The sequence below is a fragment of the Streptomyces sp. NPDC127092 genome (assembly GCF_042722475.1).
GTDB lineage: Bacteria > Actinomycetota > Actinomycetes > Streptomycetales > Streptomycetaceae > Streptomyces.
The window spans coordinates 58,797-75,136 of the sequence record NZ_JBHXFE010000042.1 but is presented as its reverse complement, the minus strand read 5'-3'; the positions used below and the strand labels follow the sequence as shown (position 1 = coordinate 75,136).

Annotated in this window: 16 protein-coding genes and 3 pseudogenes; 12 read left to right on the top strand and 7 right to left on the bottom strand. The window is 70.4% G+C overall.

Going from position 1 to position 16,340, the window contains the following annotated elements; all coding sequences use genetic code 11:
• The first annotated feature begins 94 nt into the window (after positions 1–94).
• From ACFWJO_RS29265 to ACFWJO_RS29235, 7 genes are all read left to right on the top strand, one after another.
• Positions 95–583: a plasmid mobilization protein gene (locus ACFWJO_RS29265; RefSeq protein ID WP_386869896.1), complete on the top strand. Its 489-nt coding sequence runs from the start codon at positions 95–97 to the stop codon at positions 581–583.
• Entirely contained in the window at positions 583–2,340 is a 1,758-nt protein-coding gene (locus ACFWJO_RS29260) for a relaxase/mobilization nuclease domain-containing protein (protein WP_386869880.1), read from the top strand. The genes ACFWJO_RS29265 and ACFWJO_RS29260 overlap by 1 nt, the downstream gene beginning before the upstream one ends.
• Before the next feature lie 108 nt (positions 2,341–2,448).
• A complete protein-coding gene (locus ACFWJO_RS29255) occupies positions 2,449–2,853 on the top strand; it encodes a hypothetical protein (protein ID WP_386869878.1) in 405 nt (134 codons plus the stop codon).
• Between the two features lie 529 nt (positions 2,854–3,382).
• Positions 3,383–3,787, top strand: coding sequence for a hypothetical protein (locus ACFWJO_RS29250; protein ID WP_386869877.1), 405 nt, complete (start codon positions 3,383–3,385; stop codon positions 3,785–3,787).
• Positions 3,784–4,002, top strand: coding sequence for a helix-turn-helix domain-containing protein (locus tag ACFWJO_RS29245; protein ID WP_386869875.1), 219 nt, complete (start codon positions 3,784–3,786; stop codon positions 4,000–4,002). The genes ACFWJO_RS29250 and ACFWJO_RS29245 overlap by 4 nt, the downstream gene beginning before the upstream one ends.
• Complete coding sequence (locus ACFWJO_RS29240) at positions 3,999–4,238, top strand: hypothetical protein (RefSeq protein ID WP_386869873.1); 240 nt, start codon at positions 3,999–4,001, stop codon at positions 4,236–4,238. Before ACFWJO_RS29245 ends, ACFWJO_RS29240 begins: the two co-directional genes overlap by 4 nt.
• A 456-nt stretch (positions 4,239–4,694) precedes the next feature.
• Positions 4,695–5,735, top strand: coding sequence for an SGNH/GDSL hydrolase family protein (locus ACFWJO_RS29235; protein ID WP_386869871.1), 1,041 nt, complete (start codon positions 4,695–4,697; stop codon positions 5,733–5,735).
• A gap of 822 nt (positions 5,736–6,557) precedes the next feature.
• On the opposite strand, the gene ACFWJO_RS29230 is transcribed toward ACFWJO_RS29235, so the two are convergent.
• Positions 6,558–7,313 carry a transposase family protein gene (locus ACFWJO_RS29230; RefSeq protein WP_386869869.1) on the bottom strand — a complete coding sequence of 252 codons (756 nt, stop codon included), beginning with the start codon at positions 7,311–7,313 and terminating at the stop codon, positions 6,558–6,560.
• Here ACFWJO_RS29230 and ACFWJO_RS29225 point away from each other — a divergent pair.
• From ACFWJO_RS29225 to ACFWJO_RS29215, 3 genes and pseudogenes are all read left to right on the top strand, one after another.
• A pseudogene (locus tag ACFWJO_RS29225) lies at positions 7,254–7,622 on the top strand (transposase); the annotation flags it as partial. The gene ACFWJO_RS29230 and the pseudogene ACFWJO_RS29225 sit on opposite strands and share 60 nt — an antisense overlap.
• Entirely contained in the window at positions 7,579–7,950 is a 372-nt protein-coding gene (locus ACFWJO_RS29220) for a transposase (protein WP_386869894.1), read from the top strand. The pseudogene ACFWJO_RS29225 and the gene ACFWJO_RS29220, both read left to right, overlap by 44 nt.
• Before the next feature lie 117 nt (positions 7,951–8,067).
• Positions 8,068–9,045, top strand: coding sequence for a terpene synthase family protein (locus tag ACFWJO_RS29215; RefSeq protein ID WP_386869868.1), 978 nt, complete (start codon positions 8,068–8,070; stop codon positions 9,043–9,045).
• A 50-nt stretch (positions 9,046–9,095) separates the two neighbouring features.
• On the opposite strand, the gene ACFWJO_RS29210 is transcribed toward ACFWJO_RS29215, so the two are convergent.
• Together ACFWJO_RS29210 and ACFWJO_RS29205 are read right to left on the bottom strand one after the other, a co-directional pair.
• The gene (locus ACFWJO_RS29210) at positions 9,096–10,433 is read right to left on the bottom strand and encodes a prenyltransferase/squalene oxidase repeat-containing protein (protein ID WP_386869866.1); all 1,338 of its coding nucleotides are present in this window, start codon (positions 10,431–10,433) and stop codon (positions 9,096–9,098) included.
• A gap of 726 nt (positions 10,434–11,159) precedes the next feature.
• Positions 11,160–11,531: a hypothetical protein gene (locus ACFWJO_RS29205; protein ID WP_386869865.1), complete on the bottom strand. Its 372-nt coding sequence runs from the start codon at positions 11,529–11,531 to the stop codon at positions 11,160–11,162.
• 608 nt (positions 11,532–12,139) lie between these two features.
• Between ACFWJO_RS29205 and ACFWJO_RS29200 the strand changes: the two are divergent.
• Positions 12,140–12,280: pseudogene (locus ACFWJO_RS29200) on the top strand (IS5/IS1182 family transposase); the annotation flags it as partial.
• Positions 12,281–12,651: 371 nt separating this feature from the next.
• Positions 12,652–13,050 (top strand): hypothetical protein, encoded by a 399-nt coding sequence (locus ACFWJO_RS29195; RefSeq protein WP_386869863.1) that lies wholly within the window; start codon positions 12,652–12,654, stop codon positions 13,048–13,050.
• 271 nt (positions 13,051–13,321) lie between these two features.
• Here ACFWJO_RS29195 and ACFWJO_RS29190 read toward each other — a convergent pair whose 3' ends face one another.
• The 4 genes and pseudogenes from ACFWJO_RS29190 to ACFWJO_RS29175 form a co-directional block, all read right to left on the bottom strand.
• Positions 13,322–13,765 carry a hypothetical protein gene (locus ACFWJO_RS29190; protein WP_386869898.1) on the bottom strand — a complete coding sequence of 148 codons (444 nt, stop codon included), beginning with the start codon at positions 13,763–13,765 and terminating at the stop codon, positions 13,322–13,324.
• 282 nt (positions 13,766–14,047) lie between these two features.
• A pseudogene (locus tag ACFWJO_RS29185) lies at positions 14,048–14,176 on the bottom strand (BrxA/BrxB family bacilliredoxin); the annotation flags it as partial.
• 19 nt (positions 14,177–14,195) lie between these two features.
• A complete protein-coding gene (locus ACFWJO_RS29180) occupies positions 14,196–15,779 on the bottom strand; it encodes an aldehyde dehydrogenase family protein (RefSeq protein WP_386869861.1) in 1,584 nt (527 codons plus the stop codon).
• Entirely contained in the window at positions 15,776–16,324 is a 549-nt protein-coding gene (locus ACFWJO_RS29175) for an EF-hand domain-containing protein (RefSeq protein ID WP_386869859.1), read from the bottom strand. Before ACFWJO_RS29175 ends, ACFWJO_RS29180 begins: the two co-directional genes overlap by 4 nt.
• Positions 16,325–16,340 lie beyond the last annotated feature (16 nt).

The following is a 16,340-nucleotide window of genomic DNA, read 5'->3' as shown; positions in this document are numbered from 1 at the left end:
GGGCTGGCCCTAGGTCCTTCGGCAACCCTTCCCCCCCCCCAGGGGGGGGGGGGGAAGCTGGGTGGTTTTCTGAGGGGGGGCGCTAGAAAACAAGCTGTGCAACCGGCACCAGGGGGCGCCGGTCATCGGGGGAGAAGCAGACGCCCCAGCCGACCGCGAGCAGCCGAGCCCGAGCACGCCCGCCTTCCCCGACCGCAAGCCGCGCCGCCGAAGCCGCAACCCGAGCGAGCGCACCCGCAAGACGACAACCCGCCTCTCCGACACCGAGAAAGCCGAGATCGTCGCCGCAGCCGCGCAGCGCGGCGTCACCGTCGCCCGATTCCTCGCCGCCGCCGGCCTCGCAGCCGCCCGCGGTTCGACCGCCTTGCACACCAACGAACGACTCGACGCGGCCATCGACGAACTCGCCGCCCTGCGTACCGCCCTGGCCCGGATCGGCAACAACATTAACCAGATCGCGTACGTCCACAACGCCGGCGGACAGCCCCGCCCCGGCGAACTCGACCACGCACTGAGCGTTCTGACCCGGTCCCTCGGCCGCCTAGACGACGCGGCGAACGACCTGGTGAACAGGCGGCTGTGATGGTTCCCGACATCGGACGCGGCTCCCGCACCCACGGACTCCTCGTCTACCTCTACGGCCCCGGCAGGCGTGAGGAGCACACCGACGCGCACCTCGTCGGCTCCTGGGACGGCTTCGCCCCCGACCCCGGCCGCGACACCGACCCGCAAGTCACGCTCGCCCGCCTCACCGCAGCCCTCGACCTTAGGGTCAAGCAGGCCGGTGACCGCGCGCCCACCAAGCACGTGTGGCACTGTTCGGTCCGGACCGCCCCCGGCGACCGGCGGCTCTCCGACGAGGAGTGGAACGCCGTCGCCCAGCGCATCGTCCACGCCACCGGCATCGCCCCGGACGGTGATCCCGACGGTTGCCGGTGGATTGCCGTCCGCCATGCAGAGGACCACATCCACATCGTCGCCACCCTGGTCCGTGGCGATTTGCGCAATCCCCGCCTCAACTACGACTTCAACAAGGCCCAGGCCGTCTGCCGTCGCATCGAGGAGGAGATGGGCCTGCGCCGCCTCAACGCCGGCGACGGCACCGCAGCGAAGAACCCCACCAGCGCCGAGAAGTTCAAGGCCGAACGCACCGGCCGACCCGAGACCTCCCGCGAGACGCTCCGCGAAGCCGTCCGCCAGGCCGTCGCGGGAGCGGGCGACGAGAACGAGTTCTTCACCCGGCTCCGCGAGACGGGCCTGCGCGTGAAGGTGCGCCACGCCCCCTCCGGTGACGCGCTCGGCTACAAAGTGGCCCTGCCCGGCGACCGAAACCGCCACGGTGAACCGGTCTGGTACCCCGGCTCCAAGCTGGCCCCCGACCTGTCCCTTCCGAAGATCCGCCTCCGCCTCGCCGACGGAACCACCGAGCGGGCCACGCCTTCGGCCGCGGACGGCCGGCCGGACTGGTCCCCGCCCGCCCGAGAGCGACGCAGCGCCACCGGGATCGCCGAGCATGCCGCCGTCCTCCTCGACGGCGACGACGACGAAGCCGCCGCTCAACTCGTCGGCGTCGGAGAACTCCTGGACGCAGTCGCCCAGACCTCCCCGGTCGCCACCCGCGCCGAGCTGGCTGCCGCCGCCCGAGCCTTTGAGCGGGCGACCCGCAGCCACGTCCGAGCAGAGCGCGCCGACACCCGGGCTCTCCGTTCAGCCGCCCGGGGCATCGTCCAGGCCGGCGGCGCGCTCGGCCGGGGCGAGGACGGCGGCACCACCGCCATGCTCGTCTCCACCCTGGTGCTGGTCACCCTCGTCGCCGCCCGATGGCACTCCGCCCGCGGTCACGCCCAGCAGGCCCATGCCTCTCGGCAGGCCGCCGAGTATCTGCGCATCGCCTACCGTCAGGCCGCCGCCACGCCGATGCGGGTGCTACACGACCAAGGCCGTGCCCTCCCCGAGGCCCGACGCCGGACGTACGAGGCCACCCTCCGCGCAGCGCTGCCGGAACAGGGCGAACGAGCAGATGGCAGGCCGAGGAATACCGATGCCCTGCTCGCCACCCTCGCCCAGGCCGAGCAGGCAGGCCACGACCCCGAGGCCCTCCTGCAGCAGGCCATCGAAGTGCGCGACCTCGACACCGCCGAGGACGTGAACGACGTCCTGGTCTGGCGCCTGCGCTGGATCGCCCAGCTCCCCGCCCACCCGGGCGAAGCTCCCCGTCGACCGCAGGCCGGTACTCGCCCGACCAAGACCTCGGCCAACCGCACCTGCGAACGGAACGCACTCACGGCGGCACCGCGCCCTGCCGTCACGGACCCGCGCAGCCGACCACCGCGCCGCTGACCAGCGCGTCTGGAAGGCCGGCCACCGACCGACCGGACTCCACGAAATGCATGGACAGTCGGTTCCACCGGCTGTTACGGATGAAAACAGGAAGCCCTCGACCGGGAGATGACGCTCGTGCTCAGAACCACCGACCGCACCACGGAGCCGGCACCCGCGCTGCCCGTCCTTCCCACCGGCACCGACCCCCTGCTGCAACTCCAGTACGAGACGCAGCCGGCCGACGGCCCCAGCGCGACACGCTGCGTCAGCCACCCACACGGACTCGCCCTCGGTGGCCTCCCCGTGATGTGCTCGGCCTGCCAGGCCCGACGCGACTGGCTGCTCATTAGCCACGGCCGCAGCGTCTGGATCCGCTGCCGGTGCAGCAATCAGTGGATCGACCCCGAGATCAGCCGCGCCGACTTCGACGCCCTGATCGCCAGCCCGCACGGCACGACCTACCCCACCGTCGAGGAGGGTCTCGCTGCGCTCGGCTTCGACGGTGTTTTCGCCGGCATCTACCTGGAGTAACGAGCGGTATTGCATCGGATGCAACATCTGGCATGTGTTGCGCATGGTCGTGATCTGCGACTTTACGGGGGATCGGCTGAGGCCGGTCCCCCGGTTGGCGTTCCAGGCCGGGTAGGCGTAACCGATGCAACGATGTTGCGTTAGATGCAACGTGAACAGAGTGCTGGACCTGCCGGGCTCGGCCCATCTGGTGCTGCCTCAGGGGTCGCCTATCTCGACCCGGATCCGGCCGCCTTCGAGGCGATGCTGGAGGGCTGGGCGCTTTAGCAACGGGCCCGGCTTTTGGATGTCGAGCAGACGATCGCGCCGCAGCTGCGGCTGGTTCGGCGGTTCGCGGAGTTCACCAACGAATACCCGTGGCAGTGGACGCTGTTGGAGGCGGAGGCGTTCATAGATAGCCTCCGATCGCGCAGCAGGGTCTGGCTGTGTCGACGGGCGGAGCTACCAGGACGCGCTGCGACTGTTCTGCGGCTATGCCACCGATGGCCGGTACGGGTGGCCGGCTCGGTGTCTGGACCTTTTCGGGACGGTGCCGGCGCAGATCCTGCACGAGTGGAACACCGTCAGCCACACCAGCGACTACGAGGGCAGCCCTCGACGCTGCCCGCTGACCTACGACGAGGCGCAGGCGCTGTTCGATGCGGCGGACGGACGGGTGGAGGAGATTCGGGCCCGCCGGCGCAAGGGTGCTCTGGCCGGGCTGCGGGACGCGGCCGCGTCAAAGACGGTGTACGCCTTCGGGCTTCGGCGCCAGGAGACATGCTGCCTGGACCTTCCGGACCTTCGGCGCAGCCCCAAGGCCCCGCAGTACGGGCGCCTGGGCGCGCTGTTCGTGCGATACGGGAAAGTATCCCGGGGCGGGCCGCCGAAGCGCCGTACGCTGCTGACCGTCCCGGAGTTCGACTGGATCGTGGAGGTCCTGGAGTACCCATGAGCAGGTGTTCCCCTGTTACCCAGCCGCCGCAGCGACTGTCGATGGACACCCTGGCCGCGCTGTGCGACATCCTGGGCTGCGGGGTCCAGGACCTGATCGAGGTGGTCGTCGTCGACGAGCAGGTCCGCAAGAGCGGCACCGGTGGCGGGGCGGAACCGGCTGCACCGGCGCCGATGGCCCGCAGGACCACGATCCGCCGCCCCGGCCAGACGTGAACGGCACCGAGGCCCGCGGCCAGGTGCTGCAACTCGTCAGCGCTGCGATCCCGTTGCTCGACGAACAGGTGGTGGTAAGCGCGGTGGTGCCGCGCACCGGCCGCTCCACCCTTGCGTACCTGAAGGAGCACCACGACTGGCTCACCGCCGGCGACCCGCGGCTGCCGAGGACGGTGTTGCGGCTGCTGGTCGAACTCCGCGCCGCTGGCGCCACCGAGGCAGGTGCGCCAGTGTGAGGCGGGCTCGGTCGCGGTCCTGCACGCTGGCCCCGGTGACCATGACGACCGGGAGCAGGCCGATCGTGTCCACGATCACGTGGCGCTCGTGGCCCGTCACCTTTCTTGCCCGCGTCGTACCCGCGGCTGCCGGCGCCGGCCGTTTCCGCGGGGCGCACCGACTGTGAGTGGATGATCGCGGCGGTCGGGTCGGCCCGGCCCTCTGACATCCGCTGTCGTCCTGTCTCCCGTATCCGGTCTCCCCCGTCCCGTCGTTCGGCACCGCACCGCACCGCACCGCACGGCGCGACGGCCCGGCGGCCACGGCAACGTGAAAGATCTGATCATTTAGCTCGATCGTGGGTGATCGGCACGATTTGCGGAACGAATCCCTCCGCAGCCTGGATGATCTTGGGCGTTGCCTCCGCCCGGGTCGCATTCCGTCCCCGGGCGTCTCTTGCCGATCCTGGAGCATCCATGCGACACCCTGCCTCCCGCCCGCGCCTGCGCGCCCTGACCGTGGGGCTCGCGCTGGCCGCGTCCGCCCTCCTGCCCGCCGGTTCGGCCGGTGCGGCCGACCAGTACGAATGGGCCGCGCTGGGCGACTCGTACACCGCCGGCGTCTTCGTTGGCGACCCGCTGCCCGCGCTGGGCGACGCGTCCCGAGACGGCTGCGACCGCACCAGCGGCGCCTACCCCAGCCTGGTCCAGACGGAGCTGGACGAGTTCCCGCCGGCCAAGCCCGTCCACCTGACCAACGTCAGCTGCGGCGCCGCCGTCATCACGGACATCGCCACCACCAAGCAGAAGCCGATCAGCCCGGTCGAGGCGCCCGAGGCCGGCTGGCCGGCGGTGGACACCCAGATCAAGCGGGCCGGTCTGAACGACCAGACCGACGTCGTCACCATCGGCGTCGGCGGCAACAGCCTGCCCTTCGGCGGCATGCTCCTCAAGTGTCTCGAAGAGGGCGCCAAGGTCACCGGCTCCTGCCGCGAGCACTACACCAACCCCCCGGAGGGCGAGGAGAGCATCGAACAGAAGCTCGCCCGCGTCCAGGACGAGTACATCCGGATGCTGGCCGAGGTCCACACCGCCGCACCCAACGCCAAGGTGATCACCGTCGGCTACCCGGCCGTCCTGCCGGACGACAGCAGCGACTGCAACCGCCTCGCCCTCACCGAACTCAGCCTCATCAAGCACGCCGACGTCGACTGGCTCCGCGACGACGTACTGAAGCAGCTGAACAGCATGATCCAGCGCGTCTCCAGCTTCTTCGGCGACCAGTACGTCGACATCTACTCCTCCAGCGTCGGCCACGACGCCTGCCAGCCCGCCGACGAGAAGTGGGTCGAGGGCCTCTGCGGCGACGCCGGGGACTACTGGCCCGCCGCCATCGGCAAGCTGAACTGTGGCGTCGTCGGCAAGCGCGCCACCCTGGTCCACCCCAACGCGGCGGGCCACCAGAACGTCGCGAACCACGTCGAGCGAGCCATCCGCATCGCCCTCCTCGAACGCTGACCGACACCGACACCGGAGCCCCGGACCCGCGCGGAAGCGCGGCCCGGGGCTCTGCCGTCTCTCCTGTGGCCAACGGCGGCGCAGGAGCCGGCCTGGGCCACGGTGTCTGCCTGTTCGCCGCGGAGCGGGTGGTTCTGTGGCTGGGGCTCGTCCTACGACGGAGCCCTAGCCACCGCGTCGCCATGGAGGAGGGGCTCCCAGACCAGCTCGTGGAGCGTGTTGACGCACGGACCGCAGGCGCACATCGGCGCCTGGGCGTCGGCGATGGTTGCCGGGCCGATCCAGAGAACGCGCGTCCACCTCCACCCGCAGGGAGGCCAGCAGAAGCCGTTGACCCACGTGTGGGCGTCGTCCGTGGTTGCCGGGGCCGGACGACCGCTGCGGGCGAAGTCGGCGATGCCGGGGATCACCCGGTGTCCTGAGAGCCCGTGACCAAACTGATCGTCGTGGACGGGTGGGAATCGAAGAAGTGACGTGCATGGCCAGGGCCTCCTGGTAGCAACTGTGGTGTCGAAGCCCAGCCGTGCCAAGAAGTCCTGTCATGCCGCTGTACGCCCCTGCCGCCCCCGCTGCCTCCCCGAACGGGCAAGCCCACTGCCCGTGCCTGGCCTGCCATTTCGGCCACGGCCACCGTCATCCGGCCCGGCCCCGCCGCCACACCTCGGACACCACGGACGCGGAGTGACTCGTCATCGCGGTGATGCTGCCGTGGCCGGCCTGGCTGGACGGCAATGGCGGGTGGCCGGAGGAGTACTGCCGCCGGCTAACGAGCTCGTGCACGGTTAGCGGTGAGACGTCGAGAACCTCGGCGTGGGTCTGCGCTCACCCCTGTCGTGTCGCGCTCAGGTCCACGGTCTGCTGGTGCGACAGCAGGCCGGCCACTGCCTGGATGGTGTCGCTCATGTGCTCGCGGCGGCCGAGGTGCCGGGCCAGGGCTCGCCAGTTCTTCAGGTGGGCGATGCCGTGCTCGACCCGGATACGGCGTGAGTGCGCCTTGCGCTGTCGCTCGTACATCTCCTCGTACCAGTCCGGGGCATTCTTCTTGAACTTCCGGTGCTGTGGCGTGACGACACGTCCGCCGGTCTGGGCACCGAGTCCTTGGTAGCCGGCGTCGGCAAGGATCTCGACTGCTGGACCGTCGGCCAGGAGCTTGACCAGCCCTAACTCGCGGGCGTGAGTGATGTCCGCGCAGCTTCCGGGTTTGGTCGGGCTGCAGAACAGCAGTCGCCCGTCCCCGTCGGTGAAGACCATGGCCTTCACGGCGTTCTGCTTGTTCTTCCCGGAGATGAACCTGTCCCGGTCCTTGCGGCCGACGGCCGGGCGGCGGACACGGATCTCGGTGCCGTCGATGATGCCGGTCTTCCCGGTCGCGCCGAGATGGTCCACAACCTCGGCAAGGGTTCGCAGCCGCACGTCGGGGCTGATGGTGCACCCGCGTTCCGCGAGCAGAGGCCGCACCTCGCCGATGGCCCGGGTAACAGTCGAGCGATCCACGCCGAACCAGCAGGCCAGCACGTCATGAGTGACCCCATGGCGAAGGTGCACGAGCGTGGCCAGGAGCCGGTCGACAAAGACCATGCGGTGCCTCGCGCCGGCGCCCACGGCACGCTATCGCATCCGGGATGCAAGCCTGGCCTGGTGCCGTTCATGCCACAACGGTCCTATCTCGGCTATCAGTTCAGCGATCACGGCAGCAGACAGGCCCGTGATCCTCCGGTCGCTGATGATCGCCGTGCGCGTCCCGTTCCCCACCACACAGCCATGATCGACGATCCAGAGCTCGACGTCTCACCGCTAACCGTGCACAAGCTCGTCGTGGACGCGATCCTCTACGTCGCGGACAATGGCAACACGTGGCGCAACCTGCCGGACGACTTCCCGCACTGGCGCACGGTGCACACGGTCTTCACCCGGTGGTGGGAGGACAGGAGCGTCGACGCCGTCCACAACGAAGGCGCGACGAGGTCCGCCGGTCAGAGGGCCGGGACGCCGACCCCCGACCGCCGCGATCATCGACTCGCAGTCGGTACGCGCCGCGGAAACGGTCGGCGCCGGCAGCCGCGGGTACGACACGGGGAAGAAGGAGGTGGGCCGCGAGCGCCACGTGATCGTGGACACGATCGGCCTGCTCCTGGTCGTCATGGTCACCAGCGCGAGCGTGCAGGACCGCGACGGAGCTTTTGACGCGCTAAAACGGTGTGAGGGTGCCGACTGACCAAGATCACCGGCTTCGGCGAGCTGATCCGATTCCCCCTCGGGGGTGCCGGTGCCGCGCGATAATTATTGACCTCCGGCGTTGGACCGGCCCCTGCCCACTCTCTACGGAGCCTTGATGACACCGCAGGCCCTCCCGGTCGACTTCGGCATCCCGGTCCTGCGGCGCATCCACCCGGACGTTAACCGCATCGGCGAGCGCCTGGGCGTGTGGGCAGCCGGCGTCGGGCTGACCGACGGCCCCTCGGAAGAGGCCCGCCTGCGTTCGGCCGGGTTCCACCTGATCAGCTCCCGGTTCTTTTCCGACGCACCGGCCGAGGCTGTGGAACTGTTCGCCCGATGGGTGGTGCTGCTGTTCCATCTCGACGACCAGCAGGACGAGGGCCCTATGGGGCGGTCGCCCGATCATGTACGCGCCGTCTACCAGGCAATGACGTCGGTCATCGACGGTGATCCCCCCGCCGCCCGGCCCGCTCCCGCCGTCGCGGCGATGGCCGATCTGTGGCCCCGCACCGCCGACGGGCTGTCCGGCGCCTGGCGGCTGCGGTTCCGTGCCCAGTTCCTGTGCCACCGCGACGCTTTCCTCACCCAGGTCACCCACCGCGAGCGTGCGACGGTACCGACGCGCGAGCGGTACCCGGCGCTGCGGCGGGACGCGAACGGGATGTTCATGTGGAACCTGGTCGAAGCCGCCCTGCGCACCGAGGTGCCGGCCGCGCTCGCCGACGGCGCGCTGTGGCGGGAGATGTGTGAGGCGTCCAACGACGTCACCGCCTGGTGCAACGACGTCCTGTCTTTGAAGCGCGAAATCGCCGCGGGCGAGGTCACCAACTACGTCATCGTCCTGCAGCACGCCACCGGCTGCGACACCGCCACGGCCCTGGACCAGGTCTGCGGTCACATCCGGGCCCGCTACCTGCGGCTCACCGCCATCCGTGCCGAACTCGTCCGGCCCATCGCGGCACTGCCCGCCGCGCTGCGCGGTTCGGTCGCGCGCATCGCCGACATCATCTGCGCCATGCCCGGCACCCAGCTGGCCTGGTTCGCCGAATCCGGCCGCTACCAGGACAGCGCGCCTGTTTCCAACGGCACCTGACGACCGGCATGTCCCCGGGCGGGGCGATGGGGCGACGGACGGATCAGCGTTCAGCGGCGTAGGAGGTCGGCGAGGCCGCGGCAGGTGAAGGCGTGGGCCTGCGGGCCGATTTCGGCGAGGAACGGTCGGGGCCCGTACATGAACGGTCCCGGCTCCTGCCAGGTGCCACCGCGGTCCTGGTGGTCGATCAGGTAGCGGGCCGCCCGGTCGACGGCCTCGGGGCGGCCGCTGTGCGAGCGGATCAGGACGGTGAGGGCCAGGGCGGTGGCGGCCGGGCTGGAGTGCGGGTCGTCCGCCAGGCGCGGCCAGCCGCCGTCCGGCCGCTGGGTGGCCGCCAGCTCGCGGGCGTCCTGGGCGACTTCGGGGGTGTGCCAGCCGACGAGGGGGGCGATCTCCGCCACCGGGTAGCCGGGGAAGGTGTACCAGTGCGCCTGGAAGCGGCCGTGCGTGCGGTGCTGTGCGATCAGCCAGCGCACCGCGCGGCCGGTGTCGATCGCGCCGTCGGTGTCGTGGGTGTGGAGGCCCGCGACCAGGTGGGCCACCACGTCCTCGGCGGGCTCGTCGTCGCTGGACTGCCACGTCGTCCACAGGCCGTCCTCCCGTTGGCGCGAAGCCGCGTACCGGGCGGCGGCCGGCCACACCTGCTTCCCCTGGGCGGTGCCGCGCAGGGCAAGGAGCGTGTTGCCGGTGGTGTCGTTGTCGGAGGCGATGCCCCTCGCGCTCGCCCAGCCGCCGTCCGGGGACTGCGCCCGGGCGAGGAAGTCCAGGGCCGGGGTGAGCGCGGTGCGGTCGAAGTCCGGGTGGCCGCTCAGGCACCGGACCATCAGCCCGGTGTCCCACACGTCGAAGGCGGTGAAGCGCCACGTCCCGTCCGGATGCCGGCCAGCCAGCAGGCTCTGCAGGCAGCGGCGGGTGCTGTCCCGTCCGCGCCCGGCCCGGTGCAGTGCCAGCAGGCAGGTTGCGGTGATCGCCGGCATCGCATGGAAGGAGCCGTCCGGGGACTGCTCCGCCTCCAGCTCCGCGACGACCGTATCCGGGACCGAGCATCCCAGTGCACGGACGGCGATGATCTCGCCGGCCAGGTGCAGGCAACGCTGCCAGCCCTTGAGCCCCCGGCCCCGGTCGGGGCCAAGGGCGGCCCGGTACTGGGCGAGGAGGCCGGCAGCCTCCGCTCCCGGGGCCCCGGAGGCGAGCGCGAGCGTGTGCAGCAGCAGTGCGCGCCGTCCGTGGTGCGCGGCACCGCCCGACGGCAGGGCCGGGATCGTCTGCGGTCCCGGCAGATCCAGGGCCAGTGCTCTCAGCCACCGGTCGGCGGCGGCCGTGAACGCCTCGTGCCCCTGGACCGGGCGCTGTGGCGCCTCGGTCAGCCAGTGGCGGGCCTTGTCCACGGCGCTGCTCGCCTGCCCGGTCTGCGCGAGGGCGAAGCAGCATAGCGCGGTCTCAAGGACCCGGGGTTCGGCGGGCTGTGTCCACGCCCCGTCGCCTCCCTGTGTGTCGAGTGCGGCGGCTACCGCCCGGTCCAGGCAGCGACCGATCTCCGCACCCAGGCCCGTGGCGGCCGAGGCATGTTCTGGGCTTGTGCCCTTATCTGACACGGGAACTGGTGAAGTGTCAGGAGGGGTTGGTACGGCGGCCCTGATCGTGTCCGGCATGAGGCCTCCATCCGCAGCGGGGCGTGTCGACGGCCAGTCTGACCGACGGCGAGCGGAATGATCACGCCCACTCTGCGGGTTCTCCGGGGCTGGGCGGAGTATCTTTCGTCCGAAGCCATGACATCGGCCTCGGGGATCAATGAACCGTGGTTAGCTGGTGAGAACGACCATGGACCTCTGGCGCAGTGATCCACTTCGCCGCTGGGGGTCAAGCTGCCCGGCACCAACTACAAGACCATCGGGGCCTCTCTCGGCGGCAACACCACCTACGCCTGGACCGAGTGTCACCGAAGTTGGACCGATGGCGGTGCCATCGAGGTCGGACCACCCGCTTCTTCCCGGCGGATCGCAGCATCCTAGGGATATGCGATTCGCCGGAAGGAAGCCCGTCGCTCTCGCCAGGCGGGGTGCCGCATATGGGGCCGCCCGGAACGGGTTGTGCTGGACGCGGGCCGCGGACGGTCAGGCCGGCTCGCAGTCCATGGTGGTGTCACTCACCCCGTCGAACTTGGTGGCCCAGCTGGTCCAGTTGTTGTCCCAGTCGCCTGGATGAATCTGCCGGTAGAGGCAGCTACCGTTGCCCTGGTAGCTGATGGCGTACACGCTGACGTCCGCGTTTGACTCGAACGAGTACGCGTGGCGCTGAACCGGCGACCCGGTCTCGTAGTAGCCAGGAGGCGTGTACGTCCACGCACTACCCTGCTGGTTCGGCTCCGACCAGAAGGTCACGCTCCCGCTCGCGCGGTGGGAGACGTGTGCTTGAGCTGCAGGCGCGGGTAGGGCGGTGGCCGCGACAGCGGCGACTGCTGCGGCTGCGGTGAGAAGGCGTCGCATGGTGAGAGCGCTCCTGAGGTGCGGTGGGTCGAGAGATCACGATCTCTACTCCCAACTCCTCCAACACAACTACGTCACTGCCCGCTCACCTGAATGGGGCACTGGCAACTGTCTCAGAGCTGGGCAGTACGACCTCGGGGAGCATCGGCACAGCGGTTTTCGCTGAGAACCGGGCGTGAGTAGTTGAGGTACAGGAGATCCCGGCGAGAACGATCATGGTTCGGTCGGTGCGAGCGTGTTGACCCGCCTCTCGTACTCGCGGTGGGCCTTGCACTGGGCCGGGACAGCGGGGAGGTCCTGGCCGCCGTCGAGCGGCTGGCAGCGGGCGAGGAGCTGGCGGTGTACGGCGGGGACGACGCTGACGCGCAGCGTGTAGCCCCGGCCGCGCGTAGGTGATCAGCTCGCGGAACTTCGGGCGTTGGACGGGGTGGAGGCGGCTGGAGGTGCCCGGGTCCTCCTCGAAGACGATCGGGTCCTCGATCCCGCCACGGCCAGGACGAGGTTCTGCCGGGCGGTGGACTGCTGGTCGGTCGAGACCCGCTTGTAGACCAGGTTCGCCACGGAAAAGGACCTGGCACGGGCAGTCACGTCGCCGCGCGGCCGACCCAACCGGCTGGCTCATGAACCACCGCCGTCTCGCGCGCGACTACGAAGCCTTTCCGGCCCGCTCCGAAGCCTTGGTCCGGTTCGCGTTGATCCACCTCATGTTTCGCCGGCTCACCGGCGAAACCACCCCGACCTGGCGCGGTACACGAGCCCGAGACCCAGCGCCGAAACGCTCAGTAAGTTGCCGCCGCCACGTCCGCAGGACCGGACGCGACTGCGGTCCGCGTGCGTGAGGTTTCCCGCCCCGCTGAGGACCGCACCCGGCCCCTGCTGGAACGCGCAGCGGCCTCGCCCGAGCAACCGGGCTGTGCGGCGATGTCCTCTTCCCGCTCGGTGTCCGCAAGGTTGCGACCGCCGATCGCGGCACCTGCTACCTCGTGAGAGTGATCTTCGTCCGGAGAAATCGGTTCCTCGCGTCATCGGCTCGCGATCATTGCCGTGGACGCGTTCCTCCCCTCTCTGCCACGAGCTGCCCGATCGTCCGGTGGCGGGCGCGTCCTGGAAGGAATTCCTCATGCGTAGCCGCATCGTGACCGCTCTTCTCGCCGCGGTGGTGTCCGTTCCGGTTCTGGCCGGTGCCGCTGCGGCGGACCCCGTCGCTCTCAATGCCCCCTATGCCCGGGCTGCGGCCAAGGTCGGCCAGGACAGGACGCTGCTGGCCGCCAAGAACGTCTCCTCTTCGGCGCGCAGTTCCAGCCTGCCGAGCGGCACCTACTGCGTGAAGGTGTCCGACCCCACCATCGACCTGCCCAACGCCGCCGTGCTCGCCACGGTCAACAACCGCCGCGCCATGATCACCGCCATTGTCCAGCCGCACAGCTACTGCGGCAACGAGGCCGACACCATCACCATCGTGACCACCGACAGCAACAACAACCCTGTCGACGTCCCGTTCACCGTCGCCGTCCTGTAGCCACCGGTCCGGGTAAGCTCCCCGCGTTTCAGTTGAAGAGGCCGGAGCGTCAGCCCGGAGGCGTTTCGGTCGAAACGCCTCCGGGCCGACGCCCTTCCACGGTTCTGCCCTGCCGGGAGCGGGATCTCCTACTGGTCCTCGTGCCTCCGGCGGGCGCCGACCGCGCCACCCGGCCGGGGCTGCGTTGCTGAACCGGCGTCACCTCGCCCAGCCCGGCCTGCCACAGGACCGGCCCGCGCCGTCGGGGGTGTCGCCGGCCCGGGCGGGGCGGTCAGCCGTCGCCCTCGTCGCTCTCCTCTTCCTCGTCGGTTTCGACGGCGGCGGTGACGGTCTCGACGGTGACGCAGGCCCTGGTGGACTTCCGTACGGTGGCGTCCGGGTCATCGGGAGTGATCGTGTACCAGACGGGGATGTCGCCCTTTCCCGCGGCCTCGATGGAGGGCCACGGCACGTCGAACCCGGCCTCCAGCCGGTTGAAGTCGCTCACGGTCAGCTCGTACTCGACTGCCGGGACGGTGGCGCCCTCACCCCAGTACAGGCCGATCCTGTCGCCGGCCTCCTGCTCCTCCTCGTCCAGGGCGATGACCGCCTTGGGGAAGAAGCCGTAGTCCTCCTGGAGGATCCTGTTCTTGTTCCCGGAGATCGGCGCCCAGATCTCGGCGAGACTCAGCTTCGGGTCGGGTTCGAGCGCTGCGGTGTCCTGCGTCTGCGACATTCCAGCTCCTGTGGGGCATGGTCGATCGATAGGGGGTGACGGTCGCCTCGCCGGCCCGGCCCCGCCCCGGGGTGGCCGTGGGGCTCCAGGGCCGGGCCGTGAGGGGATGGCTACGGGGTGTTTTCGTCGAAGTCGGCCTGCAGGCTTGCGGCCACGGCTTGGGTGGTGCGGTTGTCGATGCGCCGGCGGGGAACGTAGCCGACCATGTCGCCGTCCTTGAAGACTGCGATGGTCGGCGGCTCGGACGGGTCGATGCCCGTCCCGGGTGTCGTCGTGTATTCGTCCGGTGGCTTCGATGTCGTGGTCGTGGAAGACGGTGAGCAGGTGGTCGGGACGCTTGGAACCGTTCTCCGGGGCGAGGCGGACGGCAGGGCGGGCCGTTTGGTGCGAGAGCCCGTGCACGGAGATCAAGAGGATGCGAGACGGCTTCTCACAGGACGTGGTCTTGCGCTGTGGCGTGGGTGGCGTCGCAGACGGCCTGGAGTCTGCTGGTGCGCTGGAGTGGGAGTGCGGCGCCGCCGAAGGGGCCGCCGGAGTGGCCGGTGCCGCCGTGGGTGGGCAGGACGGGGATGTTGCCGCTGTGCGTGTCGTTGATCTTCAGGATGCCGCCGTTGCGCAGTTCGGTGGAGAACCGTGCGATGACGTCGGGGTCGGTCGCCCACAGGGAGTTGCGCAGGCCGTAGGGGTTCGCGTCGAGGAACGCCAGGGCCTGGCCCAGGAGTTCGGTGTCGGGGGCCCGGTCGGGCACGACGAGTTTCAGGAGTGGGAAGAACGTCTCCTCGTGGACGCTGGGGATCGCCGACGCTGTCTGGAGGCCGTCGATCCGGATCACGGTGGGCTGGATGAACATGCCGTCGGTGGCCGCCTGGCCGGTGTGGTCCCACTGGGCGCCGCCGGTCACGACCCGGGCGCCGGCCGCCGTCGCCTCGCTCAGTGCCTGCCGGAATCTGGGCGCCTTGAACACGGGTGAGAGCAGCACCTGCGGTTCCTCGGGGAGCCCGGGGCGTAGTGCTTCGGCCTGTTCGACCACTGCGGCGATGACCCGGTCGGCGATGTCCGGGTGCACGATCGCGTAGCGGGGAACCATGCAGATCTGCCCGGAGGCGTGGAAGCATTCGGCCAGCGCGCGGGCCGCCTGGGCGGGGTCCGCGTCGCGCCAGATCAGTGCGCCGTCGTTGCCGGACAGTTCGAGCACCGGTTTCTTGCCTCGTGCCAGGCACTCGGCCGCGAGTGCCTGGCCGCGCCGGGAGGAGCCGAAGTAGAAGACGGTGTCGACGTCGGGGCTCTCGAGCCAGGAGCGCAGCGTCTCCTTCGTGTCACCGCACAGCACGGACAGGACGCCCGGCGGTGCGCCGGTCTCGGCCAGGGCCGGGGAGACGATCTCGTGATAGAGGAAGGCCAGTGCCAGGGGGCTACTGCGCGGTGCCCCGACCACCAGGGCGTTGCCGCCGGCCAGCGCCCAGACGCCGAGCGCGCCGGCGCTGGCCGGGGCGTTCTGCGGGGGGCTGAGGGCGACCACGCCGTCGGGCTGGTAGTGCAGGCGTACGGTGCGGTGTCCGACCCGCGTCTCGTGCCGGGCGGTGCGGCGGGCGAAGGCGATCGAGTCCTGATGTGAGCCTTCGAGCATTCCGGACAGCTCCCACCGGGCCACCGGCAGCGGGTGGCCCTCGGCGACGCAGAGGTCGACGAACTCCTCGCCGCGGCGGGCTAGGCGGTGATGGAATGCGGAGACCAGCGAGAGGCGCTGGTCGAGCGGGACGCGGGCCCAGGCGGGCTGGACGGTGCGCGCGGCACGCAGTGCGCGGGCGAGCTGGTCCGGGCGGGCCAGTGCGACCCGCCCGGCCAGCCGGGCATCCGCGCCGTCCTCACCGTCGGCCTGGCCGCGCTCGCGCTGCAACACGATGCGGCCGACGGTGAGTGGATCTCGGATCAGGGCGCTCGCGCGGGCGGTGTACACCCAGTGGTCGGCCCTCTCGGGTGCGCCGGCGACCAGGGACGGATAGGAACGGATCACGACGCTCCGAACAGCAGGTCACCGACGGGCTCCTGGCCCTCGCCGGTGTAGAACTGCCGTGCCGCCGCGTCGATCCGATCGATGCTCACCGCACCGAGGCCTTCGGCGTCCAGGCGTCGGAACGCGGCTTCCACCTCGTGGTCCGGGGTACCCAGGGCCGCCTGCAGCGCACGGAACTCCGTCGGGGTGATCGTCCCGTCGCCGTCGGCGTCGGCCAGTTCGAGCACGGCGCGCACCGCGGGGCGGAAGGTGCGCTCGTAGCCGCCGTCCTCGTGCACGAAGGCGCCCGTCATGCCGCGGTGGTACTCCTGCGGGCTGATACGCCCGTCGCCGTCGATGTCACACTGCGCACGCAACGCCTCCCAGACGTCGAGCACGGTGCCCACGAGCGCCTTGCCCTTGGCGGAGGTCGGGCTGCTCTCGCACGCGGAGAGCACGCGCACGCCGAATGCCTCGAAGTCCTCGCGCTCGATGTAGCCGTTGCCGTCCAGGTCGAGCTGCTGCTCGAACGCGCGCTGGTGCTTGGATTCCAGGTGTGCACTCATGATCGCGTACTGCCTT

Coding starts and splice junctions, on each gene's coding strand:
- ACFWJO_RS29260 (WP_386869880.1), top strand. CDS start 583: ATGGTTCCCGACATCGGACGCGGCTCCCGCACCCACGGACTCCTCGTC.
- ACFWJO_RS29255 (WP_386869878.1), top strand. CDS start 2,449: ATGACGCTCGTGCTCAGAACCACCGACCGCACCACGGAGCCGGCACCC.
- ACFWJO_RS29245 (WP_386869875.1), top strand. CDS start 3,784: ATGAGCAGGTGTTCCCCTGTTACCCAGCCGCCGCAGCGACTGTCGATG.
- ACFWJO_RS29235 (WP_386869871.1), top strand. CDS start 4,695: ATGCGACACCCTGCCTCCCGCCCGCGCCTGCGCGCCCTGACCGTGGGG.
- ACFWJO_RS29230 (WP_386869869.1), bottom strand. CDS start 7,313: ATGGTCTTTGTCGACCGGCTCCTGGCCACGCTCGTGCACCTTCGCCAT.
- ACFWJO_RS29220 (WP_386869894.1), top strand. CDS start 7,579: ATGGCAACACGTGGCGCAACCTGCCGGACGACTTCCCGCACTGGCGCA.
- ACFWJO_RS29215 (WP_386869868.1), top strand. CDS start 8,068: ATGACACCGCAGGCCCTCCCGGTCGACTTCGGCATCCCGGTCCTGCGG.
- ACFWJO_RS29205 (WP_386869865.1), bottom strand. CDS start 11,531: ATGCGACGCCTTCTCACCGCAGCCGCAGCAGTCGCCGCTGTCGCGGCC.
- ACFWJO_RS29195 (WP_386869863.1), top strand. CDS start 12,652: ATGCGTAGCCGCATCGTGACCGCTCTTCTCGCCGCGGTGGTGTCCGTT.
- ACFWJO_RS29190 (WP_386869898.1), bottom strand. CDS start 13,765: ATGTCGCAGACGCAGGACACCGCAGCGCTCGAACCCGACCCGAAGCTG.
- ACFWJO_RS29175 (WP_386869859.1), bottom strand. CDS start 16,324: ATGAGTGCACACCTGGAATCCAAGCACCAGCGCGCGTTCGAGCAGCAG.